This is a genomic window from Dietzia cercidiphylli (genome assembly GCF_014145145.1).
Taxonomy (GTDB): Bacteria; Actinomycetota; Actinomycetes; order Mycobacteriales; family Mycobacteriaceae; genus Dietzia; species Dietzia natronolimnaea.
This window is the reverse complement of sequence record NZ_JAALEA010000232.1, coordinates 1-3,431: the sequence shown is the minus strand read 5'-3', so window position 1 is coordinate 3,431 and position 3,431 is coordinate 1. Positions and strand designations below refer to the sequence as shown.

3 protein-coding genes are annotated in these 3,431 nt (G+C 72.0%); all 3 read right to left on the bottom strand.

Annotated features, from left to right (window positions below; genetic code table 11):
- Positions 1–78: 78 nt before the first annotated feature.
- Positions 79–1,701: an NADH-quinone oxidoreductase subunit NuoN gene (gene nuoN / locus G6028_RS08890; protein WP_182658666.1), complete on the bottom strand. Its 1,623-nt coding sequence runs from the start codon at positions 1,699–1,701 to the stop codon at positions 79–81.
- Positions 1,698–3,242 carry an NADH-quinone oxidoreductase subunit M gene (locus tag G6028_RS08885; RefSeq protein WP_182658665.1) on the bottom strand — a complete coding sequence of 515 codons (1,545 nt, stop codon included), beginning with the start codon at positions 3,240–3,242 and terminating at the stop codon, positions 1,698–1,700. Before G6028_RS08885 ends, nuoN begins: the two co-directional genes overlap by 4 nt.
- Positions 3,239–3,431, bottom strand: a 193-nt coding sequence (locus G6028_RS08880; RefSeq protein WP_182658664.1) for a hypothetical protein, incomplete at its 5' end; no start/stop codon positions are given. The genes G6028_RS08885 and G6028_RS08880, both read right to left, overlap by 4 nt.

The following is a 3,431-nucleotide window of genomic DNA, read 5'->3' as shown; positions in this document are numbered from 1 at the left end:
AGTCAGGGTGTTGCGCTAGCTCCTGGAGACCACCTCGGCAGATGCGGGCGGAACGCTCTTCTCGACGAGGACTGAGGCTCACCAGGCGAACGCCGAGGCGGCCTCTGCCAGATCGAGAAGCGGCTGTGGGGCGATCCCCAGTGCCAGCGTGAGCACCGCGGCGGTCGCGACCACGGCCAGGGTCACCGGTTGGCGGGCGAACGCCACGCCCGAGCCGGCGCCAGCCGAGCCCCCCGAGCCCCCCGAGCCAGCGCCACCCGAGCCCCCAGAGCCCGAGCCGCCCTCGCCCGAGCCGCCGGAATCGGCGTCGCGGAAGAACATCATCACGATCACGCGCACGTAGAACGAGGCCGCGATCGCGCTGGCGAGCACGCCTATCACCACCAGGGTCACCGCGCCCCCGGCCACGGCCGCCGAGAACACGGCGAACTTGGCGATGAACCCGCTGGTCAGCGGGATCCCCGCCAGGGCCAGCAGCAGCACCGCGAACGCGCCCGCCACCAGCGGCTGACGCCGACCGAGTCCGGACCAGGCCCGCAGGTCGCTGATCTCGGCGCCGTCGGCGTCCCGGACCAGCCCGGCCACCGCGAACACGCCCACCGTGCTGACGGCGTACGCCGCGAGGTAGAACAGCATCGCGGTCGCCCCGGCGGCCTGGACCGCGATCACCCCGGTGAGCAGGAACCCGGCGTGGGCGATGGAGGAGTAGGCCAGGAGCCGCTTGACGTCGTTCTGCGCGACGCCCACGATCGTCCCGACGATCATCGTCAGCGCCGCGATCACCCACAGCACGGGCGCCCAGTCCGCCTCGAGCCCCGGCACCGCGGTGTGGAAGAAGCGCAGGATCGCGCCGAACGCGGCGACCTTGGTGCCGGCGGCCATGAACGCGGTGATCGCGGTGGGCGCGCCCTGGTAGACGTCGGGCGTCCAGGTGTGGAACGGCACGGCGCCGACCTTGAACAGCAGGCCCACCGACATCATGGCCACGCCGATGAGGATCAGCGGGCTGGCGCCCTCGGCCTCCACGACGTCGGCTATCCCTCGGAAGTCCACGGTCCCGGCGTACCCGTACACCAGCGCGACGCCATAGACGAAGAACGCCGAGGAGAACGCGCCCAGGAGGAAGTACTTGACCGCGGCCTCCTGCGAGAGCAACCGCCGTCGCCGGGCCATCCCGCACAGCACATACAGCGGCAGGGAGAGCACCTCCAGCGCGATGAACAGCGTGATCAGGTCGTTCGCCGCGGGGAACAGCATGAGGCCACCCGTGGCGAACAGCGCGAGCGGGAAGACCTCGGTCTGGGTGAACCCGGCGCGTTCGGCGTCGCGTTCGCCCGAGCCGCCGGGGGCCACGGCGGCCTGGGGGGCGAAGCCCGCGAGCACCTTCCTGCGGGAGGCGGACGGGATGACGGTGCGCTCACCGATCAGCAGGCCGGCGCCGAGGGCGACGAGCACCGTGAGGCCCTGCAGGAACAGCGCCGGGCCGTCGACGGCGACCGCCCCCTCGGCCGTGACGATCCTGGTCCCGGCCAGGAGGACCACCGAGGCGAGCGCGGCGGCGAGACCGCCCAGGTAGACGACCATCTGTGTGGCATAGCGGCGCCGGGCGGGGACGAACGCCTCCACCAGCACGCTGACGATCCCCGCGCCGAACACCACGAGCAGCGGCGCGAGCGATCCGTACGCGATCTCCGGGGTCATCGGGTTCCTCCCACCAGTGCGACGGTGTGGGCGACCGCCGGTTCGATCACGTCCAACGCCGGCTGCGGGTAGAAGCCCAGCACGATCAGCGCCACCACCAGCGGGATCACCACCACGAGTTCCCGGGCGTCGAGATCCGATGTCCGCGCGAGCCCGGGTGCCGGGGGTCCGCCCATCACCCGCTGGTAGGTCCAGAGGATGTAGATCGCCGCCAGGACGAAGGTGCTCGTGGCGAGCACGGCGGCCACCGGGTACGGGCCGAAGGTCCCGACGAACACCAGGAACTCGCTGACGAACGGGGCCAGCCCGGGCAGCGAGAGCGTGGCCAGGCCGGCGATGAGGAACGTCCCGGCCATCACGGGCGCGACCTGCTGTACGCCGCCGTAGTAGCCGATCTCGCGGATGCGGTGCCGGCGGACGAGGAACCCGGCCACCAGGAACAGTGCGGCCGTGGCGACGCCGTGGTTGACCATGTAGAGCGCCGACCCGGCCGCGGACTGCTCCGTGCGCGCGAAGATCCCCAGGATGATGAACCCGAAGTGGGAGATGGAGGCGTAGGCGATCAACCGGAGCAGGTCGGTCTGGGCGATGGCCATCACGCCGCCGTAGACGATGCTGATCACCGCCAGCGTGACGAGCACCGGCGCCGCCGTGGCGGCCGCGTCCGGGAACAGCGGCAGGCTGTAGCGCAGCATCGCGAACGTGCCGACCTTGTCCACGACCGCCATCATCAGCACCGCGGAGGCGGGCGTCGCGGCCACGGCCGCGCCGGGCAGCCAGGTGTGGAACGGCCACAGCGGCGCCTTGATCGCGAAGGCCAGGGTGAAGGCCGCGAACATCAGCAGCGCCACGCCGGTCGTGAACTCGAGCCGGCCGTCCGCCACGGCCGCGGTGATGAGGCGGTAGTCGAACGTCCCACCGTTGTCGGGCCCGATTCCGGCACGGGCGGTGAGCACGTACAGCCCGATCACCGCGACGAGCATGACCAGGCCGCCGAGGAGGTTGTAGATGAGGAACCGCACGGCCGCCGCCGCCCGGTCGGCCCCGCTGGAATCGCTGCGGCCGAAGCCGCCGATGAGGAAGTACAGCGGGATGAGCATCGCCTCGAACGCGACGTAGAACAGCAGCACGTCCAGACTGGTGAACGCCACCAGCGCCAACCCCTGCGTGGCCAGCATCAGCGCCGGGTACGCCTGCGCGCGGCGGCTGTCGGACGCGGCGACGTCGTGCCACCCGGCCAGCAGGAGCAGTGGCATGAGGGCGGCCGTGAGCAGGACCAGCACCAGCGCGATCCCGTCGAGTCCGAGCGTGTAGGAGGCGCCGAAGGCGGGGATCCACGGGCGGGACTCGACGAACTGGTGGGTCTCGCCGCCGGGGTCGAACCCCACCGCGAGCGCGACCGCCACCGCCAGCACGACGAGGGAGGTGGCCAGGGCGAGGGGCCTGGCCGCGCGTCGCGCGCCGGAGGGGAGGATGACGACGACGAGGGCGCCGATCAGCGGCGTGAGCCACAGCGCGGAGAGCAGACCGAGCCCGTTCACAGCACACCTCCGGCCGACATGGCGGCGATCATCAGGGCCGCGCCGAGGAGCATGTACAGCGCGTAGGAGCGGGTGAGTCCGGATTGCAGGAGTCGGCCGCGGGCGGACAGGAGCCCGATCGCCGCCGCGACACCGCCGGTCGCGCCGCCCACGACCCTGCGGTCGACCACCGCGGTGCCCGCGACCAGG